Here is a 19,543-nt window from a genome sequence, read left to right as displayed (position 1 = left end):
ATAGCCTAAAACGCCAAGCCAACGTGTTCAAGGAGCGAGATATAATCATAAAGAATGCTATTTTTGCAACAAGTATAAGTCTAAAAAACAACTGACCCGATGACTTAAGCCATGTGATTAATGTTTGTAAAAAACAACAAAACTTTCACAACAGGAAAGAGCAAATCTTTATTTTTAATAATTTAGTAAGGTCTAATTAAATGTAACCGATTACTTTTAATCTGGTTATTTTTTTGGCACGAGCATCAAATTTTCCTGCTTTCCCTCCACTGAAAATAAATAGTTCTTTTCTTTTTCCGCTACAAGTTCCCCATTCGAGTATAGCTTTCCAATTATCTTCATGTTTCCGTCACCAGCTTGAATCGGTGCAATTAAAAATGAATACTGTACGGGTAATTGAACGCCTTGGTAGTGCTGCGATGCAGACCTAAGGCACTGATTTTCAATCACTTTGCATATCTCCACATCAAGAGACGTAATCGAAGGTGGAAAGTATCCATCGACAGAAACCCAACCATAGAGTGTCGCCTGACTCTTTGTGTCAAAGCTACCTTCCCTTACAATCGGCACAGATTGACTACACCCACATAGTAGGAATAGTCCGACAAAACCAGCCCACATAGAATTGTTCATTATGACACCATAAACTTATTTTATAGACTTAGTTCATTTTAATTTCACACAATTCTTTATGTAAAAATATAAAAGATCAACTTATATTTATACTACAAGCGGACAATAAATCGCATTCTTCAACAACACATATTTAACATTAGATTTAATTTAACTCATCGTGACTGCACCTTAATACACTTTCAATTAGGCGGATATATTAGAGAACAAAGATATTTAAATATCTAAGAAGCACCACAATATGCATCAGAGCACATTTGTTATCGCTGTTCTATTTAGCTCACCGAAATTAAAAACCAAAATATAATAACAACCGACCAATATTGATAAACACGAAGAGATACATCTAATATTTTCCTTGATAAAATTTCAAAAGGGACTATTCCTATGTCAGCACGCCAAACTATCGATGAGATTTTGCTAAAGTTTGCTCATCAAATAGGCTTGCCTGCACTGCATCTAACGGAAAATGAAGTAAGCTTAGCGTTTGATGATAATCTAAGAGTGCATATCATCTTTCATCCTGAATCGACAACCCTCCAGCTCGAAGCTGAGATTGTTGGTCTTCAAATCGTTAATTCCGATCTCTATCGTTCTTTCCTAGCCTTTAATTATCACTGGCCTGAGCATCAATTATTCTTTAGTTTAGATAATCATCGACATGTACTCTGTTTAAACCGACTCATTAACATTAAGCGACTGGATTATGAGTATTTTGAAACTGCTTTGGCGGAATTGTTGACGCAAAGTGAGTCGTGGGAGTCGTTATTGTCTGCTCATGTCGCCACAGCTGAGGTAGCTCCGATGCCACAAACTTTAGACTTAAGAGTTTAGGTGTCTCTATGTCCAACGACATCCAATCTAAATACACTAACTTACCGGTTCATGAAGTAAAGCAAGCACAGCAAAGTGATGCTCTGCCACAAGGAACGTTTCATGGCCGCAGAGTGACCCTACTCTCTTCATCAGAAAGCAGTTTGGCTCGAATGAGCTCTAAAAGAGAACTTAGCGAGTGTTTAAACCAGTTTGCGAGTCTTGAGTCTTGTAATCGCGTCTTGGATTTTGATCAGCAGTTTAGTCTTGAAAAGCAAAACACCGCGGTCGAAAAACTACTTGAACGAAAAGTGACCGTAATTCAACGTTCCTGATCACGCAATATAAATGGGTTCAAAATATAAATTTCACGTATATACACCCTCCCACCCGCAAGCCCATGCAATAAAAAACCCCGAAGGCTCGGGGTTTTGGTTAGTACTGCTTTTTCTTTGTTAACTACTTCAATTTAGAAGAAGCCTAGTGGATCAACACTGTAGCTAATCAATAGGTTTTTCGTATTTTGGTAGTGATCCAGCATCATCTTATGTGTTTCACGTCCAATACCTGACTTTTTATAGCCACCGAACGCAGCGTGTGCAGGGTAAGCGTGGTAGCAGTTAATCCAAATTCGACCAGCTTCGATATTACGGCCCATACGATATGCGACGTTCGCATCACGAGTCCAAACGCCTGCGCCTAAGCCATATTCGGTGTCGTTCGCGATTTCCAGAGCTTCCGCTTCATCTTTAAACTTAGTGATGGCAATGACGGGGCCAAAGATTTCTTCTTGGAAAATACGCATCTTATTGTGGCCTTCCAACATCGTTGGCTGAATGTAGTAACCCTGATTGATTGACTCTGGCTGCTCAGAGACACCACCACCAAAGACCACTTTTGCACCTTCTTCACGGCCGATTTCCAGGTAACTTAAAATCTTATCAAACTGTTCTTGAGAAGCTTGGGCGCCTACTTGAGTATCGGTATCGAGCGGGTTACCTTGCTTGATTAACTGCGCACGTTCCGTCAATTTCTCTACAAACTTATCGTAAATCGCTTCATGAACTAATACGCGAGATGGACAGGTACAAACTTCGCCTTGGTTGAAGAAACCAAGTAGCGTACCTTCGATACACTTGTCGAGGTACTCATCTTCGTAATCGAAAATATCTGAGAAGTAGATGTTTGGAGATTTACCACCTAGCTCAACTGTCGATGGGATCAAGTTGTCTGCTGCACATTTTAGAATGTGATTACCAACCTGTGTTGAACCGGTAAACGCTAACTTCGCAATGCGGTTGCTGGTTGCAAGCGCTTGGCCCGCTTCTGAACCAAAACCATTAACAACGTTGATGACGCCCGGAGGCAGTAGATCACCGATCTTTTCCATAAGAACCAGAATCGACGTTGGAGTTTGTTCTGCTGGCTTCAATACCACGCAACAACCTGCCGCAAGTGCCGGTGCCAGTTTCCAAGCCGCCATCAACATAGGGAAGTTCCAAGGGATGATTTGACCAACTACGCCAATCGGCTCTGGGAAGTGATAGCTTGCCGTGTGCTCATCCAGCTCCGCCGCACTGCCTTCTTGCGCGCGAATGCAGCCAGCAAAGTAACGGAAATGATCCACCACCAAAGGTAAATCCGCAGCCAAGGTTTCACGAACTGGTTTGCCGTTTTCCCATGTTTCTGCAACTGCAAGTTCTTCTAAATGCTGTTCGATACGATCAGCGATTTTCAGCAAGATGTTAGAGCGTTCAGTCACACTGGTTTTCGCCCATTTTGCTTTGATGTTGTGTGCCGCATCCAATGCTAAGTTGATATCCGCCTCGCCAGAACGAGCAACTTTACAATACGCTTGTCCGTTGATTGGTGAGATATTATCAAAGTACTCACCGCCCGTTGGTTTTACCCATTCCCCACCGATAAAGTTATCGTAATGCGATTTGAAATTAACGATGGCATTTTCACTACCTGGCTGTGCATAGATCATAACTCTTCCTTTTGTTTCTCGTTCAATGTGTTATTGCAATGTCGTATCGCACTGTTCACAAAGAGCATTACGCAAGTCACACGCCAACTACACCACACTTGTTGTTAATTAAATGTAAAACTATGATTACCAAGCGATAACAAACCAAGTGAGCGATGTTTGAGCGGATGTATGGTGTGAACACCAATGTTCAAGTGTTCCAAAATGGCACACCCTCACTGTGACAAAATGGTACAGTCATGGAACTTCAACACATTAGCGATAACAATTGGCTTTCAACTTCATGGATCCGAAGTGAACAGGCGGGTTTAAAACAGCGTCGACGCCCTGACGATATTCGAGTGACACCAGCGACACTTCAAGATAGGCGTAACCAACTCAACTTCTTATTGGAAACCGTCACCCAGTTTGCTCTCCCGCTGTTTAATCAGCTTTTTGCTCATAGTGACAGCCGCTTAATTCTGACGGATGCCGACGGCGTCATCATCGGCAGTTGGGGACAACCTAAGTTCCGCGAGAAGTTGACCGAAATTGCGCTAAGCTCTGGTGCGTGCTGGCAAGAAAAGGTCAAAGGCACCAACGCGATTGGGACTGCGATAGTTGAAGCAAAACCGGTCTCAGTCATCGGCGATCAACACTTCATCCAACATCATCGTTTTATTAGCTGCTCGGCCAATCCTATTTTCGATCATCTTGGTCATTTGATTGGCGTGCTAGATATCACCAGCGAACAAAAGAAACATGATTTCTCAACTCAGGTGCTGGTGCAAAACATGGTCCAGCAAGTTGAAAATCAATTGCTTAACTTGATTCCACAAGGGCATATTCGTGTGGATTTGGCATGTGAGAAAGGCTTACTGAACAGTGGGTGGCAAGGGATTATCATCGCCAATGAAGATGGACAGATTCTTGCGCACAATCAAGTTGCTTCTCAGCTCCTCGCGCAACAAAACGTCATCGGGCAATCGCTCGACGACATTCTTTCTATCCAAAGTGACGAGCACCCTTTCGTGTTCAAAACAAAGCCGCTGACCGAAAAAAAAGTGAAGTCTCGTTCTGTTACCGCTTCCAATGATCTGCATTATGGTGATTCCACTGTCGAGCATTGCTGGCAACAAGCCAATCGCGTTATCGATAAAGACATCAGTTTACTGATTCTCGGAGAGACTGGTGTTGGTAAAAATGAGTTTGTGAAAGCGCTACATAAAAACAGCCAGAGAAAAAAGGGGCCGTTGGTTTCCGTAAACTGCGGCGCACTACCAAAAGATTTGGTTGAGTCCGAATTGTTTGGCTACGTGGCTGGTGCATTTACTGGCGCAAACAGCAAAGGCTATCAGGGAAAAATTCGCCAAGCACACAAAGGGATTTTATTTCTGGATGAAATCGCAGATTTACCCTTGGAAGCTCAAAGCCGCTTGCTGCATGTATTGCAAGATAAAACCGTGCTTCCTGTGGGGTCAAACCAAAGTGTTCAAGTCGATACGCAAATCATTGCGGCCACACATAAAGATATCGAGAACTTGGTTAGCGAAGGATTGTTCCGTCAAGATTTATACTATCGCCTCAATGGTTTGATCATCGAATTGCCTCGCTTCGAAGAGCGAGATGATAAGCAACAACTGATCGAGAATATTCATCGACGTCACGCTGAATCTGAACAACAACTCTGTCCTCACCTACTTTCTCTACTGCTTTCTTACTCTTGGCCAGGAAACCTGCGAGAACTCGATAGTTTAATCAAAGTATCCGCGTTAATGGCGCAAGGTGAAGAAACGTTGGAGCTCGCTCACGTACCGACTCACCTGAGTAAGAAGCTCAGCCAAGCTCAAGACGTAACAACCGCTACAGAGCCGACATTAAAACTGCGTGCAACCGTCGAAGACAAACTGCTCAAAACATATCAAGCCAATCAGGGGAACATCAGCAAAACATCTCGTATGCTTGGCGTCAGTCGAAATACGATTTATAGAAAGCTGAAAAACCTCGGCATATTGGGTTAATCCATAATCTCAGATACAAAAAGAGCACCTTTGCGGTGCTCTTTCTATTTGAAACCTAGCTTACAGGCCGCCTTGTTGTTGAGCCTGTTTTACTAATGCCTGACGTTGAGTTTCCTTCTCAGAGATCACTTGGTTGTCCTTGTGTATTTCCTGATCCAATTCTGCCGGAATGAAAACAAAGTACTTGTTAAGAGTCATCTTAGAACCTCAATTTGTTGTGTTAATCACCTTCTTGGTCAACGTAAACAACACCAGAAAAACACGTTTTACTGGATCCTTGTTGCTGGTTTCAAAAAATAGAGGATGTTCATTTATTAAACATCCTCCATGTGGGCGCCAATTATAGGCGTAGTTCAAAGGCTTACCTAGCACTCTTTTTCGCCTTTCTTGCAACCTTAGTTTCATTCTCAAATCTGATGCAATCACACATATTCAATAAAGTATTGTTAAGCAAAGAAAAGTGATTTTCATCGTGACTGATCATGAGGATGAGCTTCCCGAAATTATTGACTTGAAATTACGCCTAGTAAACTCGAAGGCTGCAATAATAGCGTTAAAAGGCCTTAATCCACACAGCAAAAACTTTGAAGTGATAGACAAATGCATTCATATATTTGTAAATCCGTTTATGGATTTGTCTACCAGTTCAATATTTCACCTTTTTTGAGAAATCTTTAGCCGCTTTTTTGTGTGAAACGCAAAAAAAGAACAGACAATCAAAGCGTGGTATATGACCACACTTGTCTATCCCCACTCAGCTTTGGGAGGCGTTTATGAAAAGTAACAAACTTGGCCATGTGATGTCTTTCAGCAGAATGTTTTCCTTCATTGCGTTTTTGACGGCTACATTCGCATGGATTCTTAGCATGTATGCCCTATTTACTGTTTCTGTAGTGGCTCTTGTGGTCAGCGCAATTCTCTACCTCAAAGACAGGTTTTATCAAAACAAGAAAACGACCACAGAAAAGAGCGCCTAGGCGCTCTTTGAGTTTCATAAAGCCAGACACAAAAAAGGATGCTTAGGCATCCTTTTATACTTAGTCGATTTACTTAAAACGATTAAACGTCGTAAGTTGTAGACGCTGTGTCGCCGCCTGTACCCGTCCAGTTCGTATGGAAGAATTCACCACGCTCACGGTCGATACGCTCGTAAGTGTGAGCACCGAAGTAGTCACGTTGAGCTTGCAGTAGGTTCGCAGGTAGACGAGCTGTTGTGTAACCGTCTAGGAACGTTAGTGCGGAAGTCGTACATGGCATTGGGATGCCTGCTTCTAGAGACTTAGCCGCCACTTTACGCCATGCTACTAGGCTGTTTTGTAGGATACCTTTGAAGTAATCATCAGAGCCTAGGAATGCTAGTTCTGGATTCGCTTCGTATGCATCACGGATGTTGCCTAGGAACGCGCTGCGGATGATACAACCACCACGCCACATAAGAGCAACGTTACCGTAGTTTAGGTCCCAGCCATTCTCGTTTGATGCTTCGCGCATTAACATAAAGCCTTGAGCGTAAGAGATGATCTTAGACGCTAGAAGCGCTTGACGTAGTGCGTCAACCCACTCTTGCTTATCACCTTCAACTGGTGTGATTGTCTTACCGAACAGTTTCTCAGCTTCAACACGTTGATCTTTCAATGCAGATAGACAGCGAGAGAATACAGACTCAGAGATTAGCGTTAGAGGAATACCTAGGTCTAGAGCGTTGATACCCGTCCATTTACCTGTACCTTTTTGGCCAGCAGTGTCTAGGATTTTCTCAACTAGAGGCTCACCGTCTTCATCTTTGTAGCCAAGGATGTCAGCCGTAATTTCAACAAGGTAGCTGTTTAGCTCAGTGTTGTTCCACTCAGCGAATACCGCTTGCATCTCGTCTGCAGACATACCAAGACCGTCTTTCATGAACTGGTAAGCTTCTGTGATCAGCTGCATGTCGCCGTATTCGATGCCGTTGTGAACCATCTTAACGAAGTGGCCCGCACCATCGTTACCAACCCAATCACAACAAGGCTCGCCTGCATCAGTTTTCGCAGAAATACCTTGGAAGATAGGCTTAACCGCTTCCCAAGCTTCTGGAGCGCCGCCAGGCATGATAGATGGACCGAAGCGCGCACCTTCTTCACCACCAGATACACCAGTACCGATGAAGTGGATACCTTTTTCACGTAGTGCAGCAACACGACGGTTTGTATCTGGGTAGTTAGTGTTACCACCGTCAATAATGATGTCGCCTTTGTCTAGCAGAGGTACTAGCGCTTCGATGAACTTGTCTACAACGTCACCAGCGCGAACCATCAACATTACTTTACGCGGCGTTTCTAGCTTCTCTACTAGTTCTTCTAGAGAGTATGCACCGATGATGTTCGTGCCTTTTGCTGGACCTTCCAGGAACTCGTCTACTTTAGCAGCAGTACGGTTGTGAGCGACCACTTTGAAGCCGTGATCGTTCATGTTTAGGATAAGGTTTTGACCCATTACCGCTAGGCCAATTACACCGATATCACCTTTCATTGTTTCTCTCCAATTTTGTTTCATTGACGAGCAGCGTTTTAAGCAATTTTTGCTGCTGCGTCCAAATCTAAATACCATTCCGTCAGGCCAGATTTCGCTTGAATCTTAGCCGCTGGGTATGGCAGTGCGTGTGCAGGTGAGCTGTTGATCTCTTCAACGATGTCCGTTTTTCCCGCACCAAGCACTAAGTAACTGATGCGTTTTGCTGCTTCTAAAACGCGTGCCGTTTTTGACACACGAAGCTGGCCTGACTCAGGATGAGACGCCACAAGAGATAGATTCGCATCATCATAATTGGTTTGGCCAGGGAACAGAGAAGCTGTGTGACCATCTGCACCAACACCTAATAAGATCCAGTCAAACACAGGGGTTCCGTTTTCAGTCGGAATCACCTCTGACATCTCTTTCGCAAAGCGTTCCGCTTCCACTTTAGGGTCATCTTCACCGTGTATACGGTGGATGTTTTCTGTTGGAATGTTTACTTGGCTAAACAGTAGCGCGTTCGCTTCTCCGTAGTTGCTTTCCGCATCGTCAGGTGCGACACAACGTTCGTCACCCCACCAGAAGTGGAGATTTTGCCACTGAATAGAGGTTGCGTAAGTCTCTGAAGCCAACAGTTTGAACAGCATTTTAGGAGTGCTGCCGCCAGAAAGAGAGATGTGAACAGGTCGGCCCATTTCGCTGAACGCTTTCATGTCGTTAGCTAGGCTTTCAACTACCTGCTCTGCTGTTTGGTAGATCTTATGGTTGATCATAGTTCACAGTAATCCGTATCTGTTAAGTTTTTACATGGGAAGCGCCAAGCTCGACCATCACGCTGTAGCAGGTCGTCTGACTCTTTAGGACCCCATGTGCCGCATGCGTACCCGAAGAGGGATTGTGGATCTTGTTTAAAGTCTAAAATTGGCTGTACGTACTGCCAACACGCTTCCACCGCATCACTACGTGCAAATAGCGTAGCATCACCATTCAAAGCATCAAGTAGAAGACGCTCATACGCAGTTAGCATTTGCGTTTCTTGTAGATCAGCGTAATGGAAGTTCATTTTCACTTCTTTCGCTTCAAAACCTGCGCCTGGCTCTTTCAAGCCAAAGCTCATTTGAATACCTTCGTCTGGCTGAATGCGAATGATCAGCTTGTTTTCTGGTGCGTTTTGACCAAACACTGGGTGCGGTGTTTGTTTAAAGTGGATAACCACTTCAGTCACGCGTGTTGGAAGACGCTTACCAGTACGCACGTAGAATGGCACGCCATTCCAACGCCAGTTGTTAATGTATGCTTTCAAACCGATATAAGTTTCGGTACGTGAGTCGTCTGCAACCCCCGGCTCTTCACGGTAGCCACGTAGACTTTGTCCACGAACTTCAGAAGCGGTGTATTGACCTAATACTAGATCGTTACGCAGAGCGTTTTCGTCCAAAGGTTTTAGACACTGGAGTACTTTAACGACTTCATCACGCATCGAATCTGCATTGATCTGTGCAGGTGGCTCCATACCCACCATCGCCAATACTTGTAGCAGGTGGTTTTGGAACATATCGCGCACGGCACCCGAGTTGTCGTAGTAACCACCACGCTCCTCTACGCCGAGGAATTCTGCGCCCGTGATTTCAACATAATCAATGAAGTTACGGTTCCAAAGCGGCTCAAACATCGCGTTTGAGAAACGAAGTACAAGAAGGTTTTGTACCGTCTCTTTACCTAAGTAATGGTCAATTCGGTAGATTTGATGCTCTTGGAAGTGCTCGTGAATTTCTTTATCCAGAATACGCGCTGATTCAAGGTCATAACCGAATGGTTTCTCAATAATTAGGCGTTTCCAACCATCTTCTTCTTTGTTTAGGCCGTGTGCTGCAAGACTTGCAGGAATCACACTGTATAAACTTGGTGGGGTTGCTAAGTAGAAAAGCGTATTGCGCTGATCGAAACGATATTCGTCAGCAAGTTGGTCTAAACGAGAAGATAGCTTACTGTAATCTTGTGTGTCAGAAGTATTGATAGCTTGGTAGTGCAGATGGTTAATAAATGCATCAAGCGTTTCTGGCTCAGTCTTTTCCATTTCCTGAAGCGATTTTTTCAGCTTCGCGCGGTAAGACTCATCACTGTATTCAGTGCGACTTACACCCAGAATGGCAAAATTTTCTGGAAGCTGCTTGTTCGCATAGAGGTGGTATAAAGCAGGAATGAGCTTACGGTATGTAAGGTCACCTGAAGCACCAAAAATAACGATGCTGCTGTTTTCTGGTATTACCATCATCTTTCCCTTAAAAACGAGGTACTTATTGTGTGCCCGGATACGGCTAAAGGATGAGCCAACCCTATCAATGGCACCTCAAAATAGAAAATTGGTCTTACCTATTACGTTGATAGGTAAAGTCTATAGGCCCAAAGAACCTCAAGAAGTAGCACTCCCAAATCTGTTGGAAACACGACGTATTAAGGTCATTTAGGTCACTTATGTCTCAAAAGTACACACTGTACTCGCTGGAGGAGAGTCCGACACGGTGCAGTATTGTCTACGACTATTTGATTTACATCAACACTTGCCAGTGCAAACGTTTAAATAAGTTGCACAAAACATCATAAATATTTGTATTTTATGGATAAAAAAAGTTGCACTAACGTAAGACAAAAATTAAGCAAAAACTCTAATATGGACAATCCTTATCCACCCTTGCAATCCATTACAATTTTATTGTGATCTATGTGGCCTGAATTTTATCCTCTCACTCTATTGATAATGATACTCAATTAAAGATAATGAGGATACTATTAATGCGAAATTAGAATGTCATGAAACCAAGCACAAAGAATCTGCACCCGATAAACCGAATACACTCTGTGCTTGATTACATTCACAACAATCTAGATATCGCACTTAGTGTGGATGAAATCTCGAAAGCAAGCTGCTGGTCACGTTGGCAACTGCAACGCGTTTTCCAGCAACACACTGGCGTGTCCGTCGCTCACTATATTAGAGAGCTTAAACTAAGCCTTGCGGCTGAACGCTTAATCCATACATCAGATCGCTCGTTAGATATTGCGATAGAAATGGGGTTTGCTTCTGAACATGCATTCAGTCGAGCGTTCAAAAATATGTTTTCAAAGAGTCCTCGAGATTATCGTAAAGCTCAGCAACTAACGGGCTTGAGGCAACCTTTAACGTTGCGCGATACACCAGAAGACGAAAATAGACATAAGTGCTTTATCGAAGTTCGAATAGAAACAAAACCTGCTTTTGTGCTTGCTGGTTATCATGAACCTATTTATGGATTGTTTTCCGCAACGCCCAACTTCCAATCCAAAGTGCCCTTTCTGTGGTCACAGCTCTATTCATCTGAAAACCATACTCATCTGGAAAGAAACTATCTTGGTGTGATTGACGTAACAAAAGCGTATTCAAGCAACCAGCAACTCGAGTATTGGGCAGGTTATGAGTACAACTCAGCGTCAAGAACTTCAATATCCAAAGGCTCTACGCAAGAACCAGATCTTCTGGTTGTTCCTGAGCAAACCTACGCAGTGATTACGCACATAGGTAAAGCATCAAATCTAGCGGCGACGCTTGAGTGGTTCATTTTGCACTGGCTCCCCTATTCCAATTATCACGGTATTGATGGATACGAGTTAGAAGTTTATCCAGAAGACTATGAGGTTGAGAGCGAGAATGCCCAAATGCATTACTGGATACCTGTCAAACCGAACGAAGCCACGCCTATTAGATAGAAGCCTAAGCACTTAGGTTCTGGCTTTGCACCAAATTGTTAACTTTTCCTATTTCTTTCGCTATAGAATGCAAACAACAATCATTATCAACAAATAAAAGTAGTGGAATTAATAAATATGGAAAGTCCGAATCGATTTCATCGTTCTGCGGTTGCAGTCGTGGTATCCGCGCTTATTGCTGGTCACGCCAGTGCCACTGAGAGCACTTCTCAGCACGAGACTATCACAGTACTTGGCGAAACATACCGAAACACCGCAACTAAAACCGTTTTAGAACCGGAAGAAACACCGCAAGCGATCACGGTAATCACTAAAGATGACATGGACCTGCGCGGCGTAAACTCGGTGAGCGAAGCATTGCGTTACGCGCCTGGCGTAAATACAGAGCTGCGTGGCGGTGCCGTTTCCCGACTTGACCTATTCAATATTCGTGGTTTTATTAACTACACCAACTTTTATGATGGTCTTCCTTTGCTGTACAACGGCTGGAACCTTCAACCTCAGGTCGATTCCGTTGCCCTTGAACAAATCGAGGTTTTTAAAGGGCCAACGTCTGTTCTTTACGGCAATATTCCACCAGGAGGCATGGTCAATATTATCGCCAAGGCGCCTCAGTCAACACCTTCGCACTCTGTCTCGATTAGTACTGGGACTAACAGCCTAAAAGAACTGACGTTCGACACCACAGGACAAATTGGTGATTCTAATGTTGATTACCGTATTATCGGCCTCGCAAAACAGCGAGATGGTCAAGCCGATACGTCTGAAGACGAACGTTATGTCCTCGCTCCATCTTTCAATTGGCAAGCGACAGAAAGCACCTTAGTCAACGTGAATGTTTACTATCAAAATGATCCATCAGCAGGTATCTACACGACCGTGCCAGCGTCTGGCTCAGTGATTGACAACCCACTTGGCTCGATGTCACCAAGCACTTATTTGGGGGATGAGGACTGGAACACTTACGAACGCGAAGTTCTGATGATGGGTTACAAAGTCCAACACGACTTTAACAACAATTGGCAATTTCTACAGAATGCCCGCTACATGACCGCCGATGCCTATCAGGAAAACACATATAACGGTGCACTTGAAGCGGATAACCTTACCGTTGGTCGAAATGCTTATTTAACCGATGAAAAGTCCAAATCCTTTGTGATTGACAACCAACTCTCTGGCTACGTTAAAACGGGAGACTTTGAACATAACTTATTGTTCGGACTTGATTATCAGTATCTAGATTCGGATGTAAAATACAAAGACACGCTTGGGTATTCGCTAACTCAGGACATTTTTAATCCTGACCACAACAGCATTGACCGTAATGCACTGAATTTCCAATACAAACAAAACTTAGATATCAAAACGAAGCAAATTGGCGTTTATTTGCAAGATCAAGTTCGTTACGACCAACTTGTAATGATTGCGGGTCTTCGTTGGGATAAATACGATTCAAATACAGACGCCGAGAGCGATTACCTAGGAACAATATCCAACAGCAAGGAAGAGTTAGACGACACCAACGTATCTTTCCGAGTCGGTGGTTTGTATGAACTCGACTTCGGCCTATCCCCATACCTTACGTACTCCGAGAGTTTTGAGCCGATTGCAGGTGCAGATGCCACAGGCAAAGCGTTTGAACCATCAACCGGGCATCAGTGGGAACTCGGTTTTAAATACGCGCCATTGTCTGGCGATATTTCGGGTAATTTAGCGTTCTTCCATATTACGAAGAAAAACGCGATCTTGACCGATCCGAATAATCCTTATGCACCGAACTATCAAGCGGGCGAAGTGGTATCACAAGGTATTGAACTTGAAGCAAAATGGCAAGCCACAGCACAAGCTGATTTCACTCTAGGCTACACGTATACCGATATGGAGATTACCGAGGACAGTTATTACAACCAAGAAGGTAAAACGCCGGTTTGGGTACCTGAGCAAACGGCCTCTCTATGGGCCAACTATTTCTTTGAAGGAAATCTTTCAGGCCTTCGTACCAGTGCTGGCGTTCGCTATGTCGGAGAAGCACAAATTGATGCTCAAAACAGCGAAAAAGTGCCTGACTACACCTTGTTTGATTTAGCAGCAAGTTACGATTTCTCAACAGTATCTGAATCAATGAAAGGGGCTAGCGTCACCCTTTCTGCAAGCAATCTATTCGATAAAGAATACTATTCTTGTTACGACAAAAATAACTGTTGGTTTGGCGCTGAGCGCTCTATCGAAGCGAAATTAGAATATAATTTCTAACTCCTCAGCGCGAAAAAGCGATGGTTTGTTTAAAACAAGCCATCGCTTTCATTTCGTATTTAGCATCAAAATCTACGTTACCGTATCACTTTCTTATAGCACCTTTCCGGCCTACCTACCGACCCATAGTTTAAATCAGCCTCTAGTTCACCAGTGCTGATCAGATACTCCAAATAGCGCCTTGCCGTTGTTCGGCTCGCACCAATCTTTTCGCCTGCCTCATCAGCGGTCAGCACACTACCATTTGGGAACAACTCTCTGATCTTATCCAAGGTTACACCATCAATCCCTTTCGGTAATCGGTTCGGCAAGTTGTCTTGATTGGCGTGAGACTGCAGCATTTTATCAACGAGGTTCTGATCCAAACTCTCTGCGATGTCTAGTTGTTGGCGTTGGGACACATACTTTTTCAGTGCGGCATCTAAGCGTGGAAACATCACTGGTTTTAACAGGTAATCGACAACGCCACCTCTCATTGCCTGTTGTAGCGTATCGACATCCCTTGCCGCGGTAATCAAAATGACATCACACGTTTGGTTGTTCGCACGTAATGTATTGAGTATCTCAAGCCCTGTTCCATCAGGAAGGTATACATCCATCAACAAGAGGTCTGGCTTAAGAATATCGAGTTGCATTTCCGCTTCTATTCTCGTGGTCGCAATGCCGACCACTTCCAAACCTGCCAATTGGCTCAAGTATTTGTGGTGCAGCTCAGCAATAGCCAGATCATCTTCAATGATCATTACGCGAGTCGCCATACTCATAATTGTTCTTCCTTGGGTAAATACACCGTTATTCTTGTTCCATAATTTGTGTTGGGCGTCATCTCAACATGGCCGTGATATCGAGTAGCCAACTGGTTGACAAGATGCAATCCTACCCCCCGATTTTGACGAGATTTCGTCGACACCCCTTTTTTAAATAGCGCCTGCGGCTCTATATCGCTTGGTAAACCACAGCCTTGATCTATCACCTCAAGTATCACTTCATTTCCGTAATCGCTCACTGACACATCGATATTTCTGCGCTCCGATGCGACATTCGATTCATCACGAATCGAGGTTAACGTTGCATCAAAAGCGTTATCAATTAAGTTGCCCAGAATGGTGACAAGGTCTTCCGAATTTAGCCACTCAGGCAGAGGCTCCAAACGGCTGCCTTCTTCAACCACCAGCTGTAAGCCTAACTCGCGAGCACGTTCAGTTTTTCCAAGCAACATACCTGCAATTAACGGGTCTTTAACGGTGTCTCTTAAAAATTCGATCATCGCTTGATAGTGTGCGGTTTCTTGCCCAATTAACTTTTGTACGGCATCCAGCTCACCCATCTGGACTAACCCGCTAATGGTGTTGAGCTTATTTCGATGCTCATGGGTTTGCGAACGTAATAAATCTGCATATTCTTTGGTTTGTGATAACTGCTCGGTTAGGTCATTGATTTCATCCCTTAAACGGAAACTCGATACTGCCCCCACTATTTTTCCATCCACATAAATTGGCGAACGGTTTGCGATCAGACGTTTATGATTAAGGAATATCTCAATATCATGATCTTCCTGTCCGGTTTCTAGCACCGTATATAAGTCACTATCGCGTAACGTCTCAGTCAACGGTTTATTAAGAGCTGCCTCTCTATCAATACCGAGAATCTGACAGGCGCTACGATTGATCGAACGAAGTATCCCTTGGGCATCAATACTTAACACGCCTTCTTTAATGGTACTCATCGTCACTTCTAATTCGCCGTACAACCGCCCTATCTCTTCAGGCTCGAACCCCAAAATGGCGCGCTGAAACTTTCTCGACGCATAATTGGATACAATGGCATTAGCGACGACAACTACGATGACCATTAAAATCAAAAAGGCCAAAAATGGTTCGATGCGGTCTTGCAGCCGTTCGAGCAAATAGCCAACCGAAACCACACCAATGATGTTCCCTTGCTCGTCAAAAATCGCAGCTTTACCACGAACTGAATAACCTAACGAGCCCTGTGCCGTCGAAATATAAGACAATCCCTGCTCTAGCGCTCGACGATTGTCACCACCTCTCATTGGCTTACCCAACCGCTCATCAACGGGGTGGATTAAGCGCACTCCCTCGTGATCGCCAATAACGATGAATGCAGCACCGATGGCTTCGGTTAATTCTCGGAAACGAAGTTGGTATGGCTGGGGATTTTGGGTTACGACCATTTCGCGAACAACGGCGGAGTCTGCTAAAAAACGGGCAACACCCAGTGCTTTTTCTCCCATTTCTTGCTCTTGATTGATTTTGAGATAAGTGAATCCTGCAGCGACAAGCAATAGAAGCTCTATCAACCCCGACAGCGTCATAATAATGAGCATTCGCTTACGAAAGCTGATCGTTTTCCAACTCATTGATACATCCTTATGATTCACTCCCAAGCGATTACGTTAACACTCAGTTAACAGCATGGCTTTGTTGCGGTGATAAATCTGTGAGGAAGGCAAGCAAACCGCAGAGTTTACGGTTAATTAATCGACGAGCTGAAACATAAAATTACAACCATTCACCAAATTCAGCATTCCTCTCTGATACTCAATTCCATACATAAATTGCCCTTAAAAACATGATCGTGATCACATCGATTTTAGCGGTTTTTGAGGCGTTTTTAGACTTTCCAACGTATAATTTTTAATCAACGAAACCTTTGAGAGTTTCGATTAGAAAGCAGTGAAGCTGGAAGTCTATTAAAAGCTCAACATTGATGTCAGTGATTTGGACACAAATAAAACAAAACACAAATACTGACTATATGACAAACACTTAGACACCATCTGAAAACTGGAAAACTATAAACAGAGGTGCATTTATAGTTAGAAGGAACACCAAACATGGAACGCGATACCTTTGGAATATGCCTGAATAAGGCCATGCTGTCAGAGAATATGTATTCAACGTTTACACACGTCAGGGCTTATGAAAAAAACGGAGGCGGTACTTCTGATCTCAAGGTCCTGTTATCGTTCCCTCAAATGAGTGGAAAAGACTTATTGAATACGATGCGAGGTTCTCGTCAGCTCGAGTGGAGAGCAGAGTTTCACTGCCCATATACGAAGTAAACTTGTAACATCTCCCGCGCCCAGCACAAACATAACTGGGCGCATACTACTATCCAATTTCCCCTCCTACTTAACACCAAGTTACGAATCCTTTATATTAGAGCTTATACTCTACGACAAAGCAGCCATTATGAAAAAAACAGGAAAGTTTTGGATACTGGGCTTACTTAGCAGCTCGATTTCCCTTGCCTGTCATGCGGCACCGATCACTTTTGATACCGCATGGCAGCTATTGCTAGAAAACAACTATTCTCTTAAAGCTCAACGCTCAAACGTCGAGAATTATCAATACCAAGAGAGTGCCACCAGCAATCTCAACTTACCTCAGGTTACCATTGGCGCGAATTACACGCGTTTAGATACCGATATCACGCTGTCAGGAAAACAGATCCTAGACAGCACAGGAGCACACATTAACGTACCTCCTGCTTTTCAACCTATTTTTGGTGCCTTAGCTAATACTACTTCGACCATAACCGAGCGCGATATTTTCTCTTCGTCTATTCGTGCCATTTGGCCAATTTTTACTGGTGGTCGTATTTCTGCGGCTCAATCAGCAGCAGAAGGCAAAACAGATGAGGCTAAAAGCCAGCTTCTAATGGAACAACAAGCGCGCTTTGAAGATTTGTCGAAGTACTACTTTTCTGTCGTGCTGGCAAAGGAAGTACTCGCAACGCGGCAAACGGTTGAAGCTGGACTAAAAAAGCATAGAGATTTTGCCATTAAGCTTGAAGAGCAAGGACAAATCGCACACGTTGAGCGCCTGCAAGCCGAGGCTTCTCTAGATAAAGCATCAGTAGAAACACGTAAAGCCGCCAGCGATTTGAGTATCGCTCAAGCAGCATTAGGTAAATTACTTGCGCAAGATGACGCCGTAGAGCCCGCTGAATCTTTGTTTATCAACGACAGTCTTCCCCCTCTAACCGCTTTTGTCGATCAAACGTTGCTTACCTATCCGGGGTTAGACCTTCTGAGCGCTAAACACAAACAAGCCTCTAGCTTAATCAAAGCAGAAAAAGGGAAATACTATCCTGAAGTTTACCTTTACGGAGACTACAGCTTGTATGAAGACGACTCTCTCGCAAGCCAAATGAAGCCTGATTGGTTAGTTGGTGTCGGTGTGAGCATTCCACTGATTGAATCAACAGGGCGAAGCGAAAAAGTCAAAGCCGCTCAAAGCGTCGTCTCACAGGTCGACTCATTAAAATCCCAAGCCAAACAAGATTTATCGCTGCTAGTACAAAAGACATACTTGGAGGCTAAGCAAGCCATTGATGAAGCACAAGGGCTCGAATCTAGCATTGAACTTGCTAACGAAAACCTGCGCTTGCGTGAAAAAGCATTTACTCAGGGTCTGTCTTCTTCTCTAGATGTTGTGGATGCGCAGCTTTATGTCGCGAGTATAGAAACACAACGTTCAGCGGCACGTTTCCGCTATTTAATATCTTTAACCAAACTACTCGCATTGAGCAGTGAAATGAACAGCTTCGAACAATATCAAAATACCGCTTATATCCCTGCTTCAACATCCAAAGAGGTGAAATAAATCATGGCAGCTAAATCACTAAAACCCGTTTTACTCTCACTTTGTGCTTTGGGTGTTGCCTCTTGGGTTGGCTATCAATTTTACCAAGCCTATCAACCGGAACCGATCCGCTTACAGGGATTAATTGAAGCCCAGCAATACAGCATTTCCTCAAAAGTTCCAGGGCGTATTGATGAGGTCATGGTCCGTAAAGGCGACGATGTAGAGAAAGGCCAGCTTATTTTCACCCTTCATAGTCCTGAAATTGAAGCGAAGTTAGAACAAGCAAAAGCAGGTGAAAAAGCGGCGGACGCCTTAGCTCAAGAAGCTGAGAAAGGCGCACGTGAGCAACAAATCCAAGCAGCAAAAGATCAGTGGATGAAAGCTAAAGCCGCTGCGAATTTAATGGAAAAAACCTACAATCGTGTGAATAACCTCTATAACGATGGCGTGGTTGCAGAACAAAAGCGCGATGAAGCTTTAACTCAGTGGCAAGCAGCGAAATACACCGAAAGTGCCGCATTTCAAATGTACGAAATGGCAAAAGAAGGCGCGAGAAGTGAAACCAAAGTGGCAGCGGCGGAAAAAGCGCGCATGGCATCAGGTGCCGTAGCCGAAGTAGAAGCGTATGCGAAAGATACTCAGATCTACAGCTGGTTTGACGGCGAAGTCTCTCAAGTTCTACTTCAAAGTGGTGAATTAGCACCTCAGGGCTTCCCGGTTGTCACTGTGATAGATACAGAAGATGCCTGGGCGACACTTAATGTGCGTGAAGATTACCTTCAACACTTTAAAAAAGGAGCAACCTTTGATGCCTATTTGCCTGCCTTAAATAAAAATGTCGAGTTCAAAGTAACGCATGTTGCTGTTATGGGTGACTTTGCAACGTGGAGAGCAACCGATGCTTCTCAAGGTTTTGATCTTCGTACCTTTGAAGTAGAAGCTCGTCCAGCTCAACCCGAACCTGAACTGCGTATGGGAATGAGTGTTGTCGTTGAACTTTAATCACA

At 43.9% G+C, this 19,543-nt stretch carries 17 protein-coding genes; 9 read left to right on the top strand and 8 right to left on the bottom strand.

Annotated elements, in window-relative coordinates:
- Positions 1–225: 225 nt before the first annotated feature.
- Positions 226–633, bottom strand: a complete 408-nt coding sequence (locus tag NL644_RS12745; protein ID WP_114322282.1) for a YscW family type III secretion system pilotin — start codon at positions 631–633, stop codon at positions 226–228.
- Between the two features lie 387 nt (positions 634–1,020).
- Between NL644_RS12745 and exsC the strand changes: the two genes are divergently transcribed.
- Complete coding sequence (gene exsC / locus NL644_RS12740; protein ID WP_005397386.1) at positions 1,021–1,467, top strand: type III secretion system regulatory chaperone ExsC; 447 nt, start codon at positions 1,021–1,023, stop codon at positions 1,465–1,467.
- Positions 1,468–1,475: 8 nt separating this feature from the next.
- Positions 1,476–1,781 (top strand): T3SS regulon translocated regulator ExsE2, encoded by a 306-nt coding sequence (gene exsE2 / locus NL644_RS12735; RefSeq protein ID WP_114322281.1) that lies wholly within the window; start codon positions 1,476–1,478, stop codon positions 1,779–1,781.
- A gap of 134 nt (positions 1,782–1,915) precedes the next feature.
- On the opposite strand, the gene NL644_RS12730 is transcribed toward exsE2, so the two are convergent.
- Entirely contained in the window at positions 1,916–3,436 is a 1,521-nt protein-coding gene (locus NL644_RS12730; protein ID WP_065646409.1) for an aldehyde dehydrogenase family protein, read from the bottom strand.
- A gap of 239 nt (positions 3,437–3,675) precedes the next feature.
- Here NL644_RS12730 and NL644_RS12725 point away from each other — a divergent pair, with 239 nt between their 5' ends.
- Complete coding sequence (locus NL644_RS12725) at positions 3,676–5,436, top strand: sigma-54-dependent Fis family transcriptional regulator (protein ID WP_253658444.1); 1,761 nt, start codon at positions 3,676–3,678, stop codon at positions 5,434–5,436.
- 60 nt (positions 5,437–5,496) lie between these two features.
- On the opposite strand, the gene NL644_RS12720 is transcribed toward NL644_RS12725, so the two are convergent.
- Complete coding sequence (locus NL644_RS12720) at positions 5,497–5,634, bottom strand: hypothetical protein (RefSeq protein WP_005464410.1); 138 nt, start codon at positions 5,632–5,634, stop codon at positions 5,497–5,499.
- 575 nt (positions 5,635–6,209) lie between these two features.
- Here NL644_RS12720 and NL644_RS12715 point away from each other — a divergent pair.
- On the top strand, positions 6,210–6,413 hold the full coding sequence (locus NL644_RS12715; RefSeq protein WP_005464314.1) for a hypothetical protein: 204 nt from the start codon (positions 6,210–6,212) through the stop codon (positions 6,411–6,413).
- Positions 6,414–6,495: 82 nt separating this feature from the next.
- Here NL644_RS12715 and gnd read toward each other — a convergent pair whose 3' ends face one another.
- Genes gnd through zwf form a run of 3 tightly spaced genes read right to left on the bottom strand, consistent with a single transcriptional unit; the run spans position 6,496 to position 10,198 of the window.
- Positions 6,496–7,944, bottom strand: coding sequence for a decarboxylating NADP(+)-dependent phosphogluconate dehydrogenase (gene gnd / locus NL644_RS12710; protein WP_114322279.1), 1,449 nt, complete (start codon positions 7,942–7,944; stop codon positions 6,496–6,498).
- 38 nt (positions 7,945–7,982) lie between these two features.
- On the bottom strand, positions 7,983–8,699 hold the full coding sequence (gene pgl, locus NL644_RS12705; RefSeq protein WP_114322278.1) for a 6-phosphogluconolactonase: 717 nt from the start codon (positions 8,697–8,699) through the stop codon (positions 7,983–7,985).
- A complete protein-coding gene (gene zwf, locus NL644_RS12700) occupies positions 8,696–10,198 on the bottom strand; it encodes a glucose-6-phosphate dehydrogenase (protein ID WP_005397367.1) in 1,503 nt (500 codons plus the stop codon). The genes pgl and zwf overlap by 4 nt, the downstream gene beginning before the upstream one ends.
- Before the next feature lie 539 nt (positions 10,199–10,737).
- Here zwf and NL644_RS12695 point away from each other — a divergent pair.
- A complete protein-coding gene (locus tag NL644_RS12695; protein WP_114322276.1) occupies positions 10,738–11,670 on the top strand; it encodes an AraC family transcriptional regulator in 933 nt (310 codons plus the stop codon).
- Positions 11,671–11,787: 117 nt separating this feature from the next.
- The gene (locus NL644_RS12690; protein ID WP_114322275.1) at positions 11,788–13,923 is read left to right on the top strand and encodes a TonB-dependent siderophore receptor; all 2,136 of its coding nucleotides are present in this window, start codon (positions 11,788–11,790) and stop codon (positions 13,921–13,923) included.
- Positions 13,924–14,000: 77 nt separating this feature from the next.
- Here NL644_RS12690 and NL644_RS12685 read toward each other — a convergent pair whose 3' ends face one another.
- Positions 14,001–14,687, bottom strand: coding sequence for a response regulator (locus tag NL644_RS12685; protein ID WP_114322274.1), 687 nt, complete (start codon positions 14,685–14,687; stop codon positions 14,001–14,003).
- Positions 14,684–16,303: a sensor histidine kinase gene (locus tag NL644_RS12680; RefSeq protein WP_114322273.1), complete on the bottom strand. Its 1,620-nt coding sequence runs from the start codon at positions 16,301–16,303 to the stop codon at positions 14,684–14,686. The genes NL644_RS12685 and NL644_RS12680 overlap by 4 nt, the downstream gene beginning before the upstream one ends.
- Before the next feature lie 477 nt (positions 16,304–16,780).
- Between NL644_RS12680 and NL644_RS12675 the strand changes: the two genes are divergently transcribed.
- From NL644_RS12675 to NL644_RS12665, 3 genes are all read left to right on the top strand, one after another.
- A complete protein-coding gene (locus NL644_RS12675; RefSeq protein ID WP_005377125.1) occupies positions 16,781–17,008 on the top strand; it encodes a hypothetical protein in 228 nt (75 codons plus the stop codon).
- Positions 17,009–17,138: 130 nt separating this feature from the next.
- Positions 17,139–18,554, top strand: coding sequence for a TolC family protein (locus NL644_RS12670; protein ID WP_114322272.1), 1,416 nt, complete (start codon positions 17,139–17,141; stop codon positions 18,552–18,554).
- 3 nt (positions 18,555–18,557) lie between these two features.
- A complete protein-coding gene (locus NL644_RS12665; protein ID WP_005377122.1) occupies positions 18,558–19,538 on the top strand; it encodes an HlyD family secretion protein in 981 nt (326 codons plus the stop codon).
- The last annotated feature ends 5 nt before the right edge of the window (positions 19,539–19,543 follow it).

It is taken from the genome of Vibrio sp. Y10_XG_PY6, assembly GCF_024181795.1.
GTDB lineage: Bacteria > Pseudomonadota > Gammaproteobacteria > Enterobacterales > Vibrionaceae > Vibrio > Vibrio diabolicus.
Note: the sequence above shows the minus strand (reverse complement) of the source record. Positions and strands in the feature narration are given on the sequence as shown.

Coding starts and splice junctions, on each gene's coding strand:
- pgl (WP_114322278.1), bottom strand. CDS start 8,699: ATGATCAACCATAAGATCTACCAAACAGCAGAGCAGGTAGTTGAAAGC.
- NL644_RS12680 (WP_114322273.1), bottom strand. CDS start 16,303: ATGAGTTGGAAAACGATCAGCTTTCGTAAGCGAATGCTCATTATTATG.
- NL644_RS12675 (WP_005377125.1), top strand. CDS start 16,781: ATGGAACGCGATACCTTTGGAATATGCCTGAATAAGGCCATGCTGTCA.
- NL644_RS12745 (WP_114322282.1), bottom strand. CDS start 633: ATGAACAATTCTATGTGGGCTGGTTTTGTCGGACTATTCCTACTATGT.
- NL644_RS12690 (WP_114322275.1), top strand. CDS start 11,788: ATGGAAAGTCCGAATCGATTTCATCGTTCTGCGGTTGCAGTCGTGGTA.
- zwf (WP_005397367.1), bottom strand. CDS start 10,198: ATGGTAATACCAGAAAACAGCAGCATCGTTATTTTTGGTGCTTCAGGT.
- gnd (WP_114322279.1), bottom strand. CDS start 7,944: ATGAAAGGTGATATCGGTGTAATTGGCCTAGCGGTAATGGGTCAAAAC.
- NL644_RS12670 (WP_114322272.1), top strand. CDS start 17,139: ATGAAAAAAACAGGAAAGTTTTGGATACTGGGCTTACTTAGCAGCTCG.
- NL644_RS12665 (WP_005377122.1), top strand. CDS start 18,558: ATGGCAGCTAAATCACTAAAACCCGTTTTACTCTCACTTTGTGCTTTG.
- NL644_RS12695 (WP_114322276.1), top strand. CDS start 10,738: ATGAAACCAAGCACAAAGAATCTGCACCCGATAAACCGAATACACTCT.
- NL644_RS12685 (WP_114322274.1), bottom strand. CDS start 14,687: ATGAGTATGGCGACTCGCGTAATGATCATTGAAGATGATCTGGCTATT.
- exsC (WP_005397386.1), top strand. CDS start 1,021: ATGTCAGCACGCCAAACTATCGATGAGATTTTGCTAAAGTTTGCTCAT.
- NL644_RS12715 (WP_005464314.1), top strand. CDS start 6,210: ATGAAAAGTAACAAACTTGGCCATGTGATGTCTTTCAGCAGAATGTTT.
- NL644_RS12720 (WP_005464410.1), bottom strand. CDS start 5,634: ATGACTCTTAACAAGTACTTTGTTTTCATTCCGGCAGAATTGGATCAG.
- NL644_RS12725 (WP_253658444.1), top strand. CDS start 3,676: ATGGAACTTCAACACATTAGCGATAACAATTGGCTTTCAACTTCATGG.
- NL644_RS12730 (WP_065646409.1), bottom strand. CDS start 3,436: ATGATCTATGCACAGCCAGGTAGTGAAAATGCCATCGTTAATTTCAAA.
- exsE2 (WP_114322281.1), top strand. CDS start 1,476: ATGTCCAACGACATCCAATCTAAATACACTAACTTACCGGTTCATGAA.